Here is a 272-nt window from a genome sequence, read left to right as displayed (position 1 = left end):
CACCGTAGGGCAAGAACTTCGCTTTTTCTCATACCTGTAAAGGCGAGTAAGCGGAAAATACAAGCTATTTCTTCCTTGTCTTCCTTTGCTACGCAGTCTAGGAACTTTTGCAAGTCTTCACGGCTGTAAAAGTTTTCTTTTTTCTTTTCTTCTTCATCGACTTCAGAGGATTTACGGGGCTTTATTATCTTCTTCATGGGGTTATCATGAATATAACCCAGATTTACCGCAAAATCTAAAACCATCTTAGTCATACCGATAAAGTTAGCATA

The 272-nt window shown here is 38.6% G+C and carries 1 pseudogene; it reads right to left on the bottom strand.

The features are described 5' to 3' along the window. Positions 1–272 (bottom strand): annotated as a pseudogene (locus tag C1G53_RS12835) (site-specific integrase); the annotation flags it as partial.

This window comes from Streptococcus suis (assembly GCF_002960445.1).
GTDB lineage: Bacteria > Bacillota > Bacilli > Lactobacillales > Streptococcaceae > Streptococcus > Streptococcus hyiners.
The sequence above is the reverse complement of the archived record's forward strand: the minus strand, read 5'-3'. Positions and strand labels throughout refer to the sequence as shown.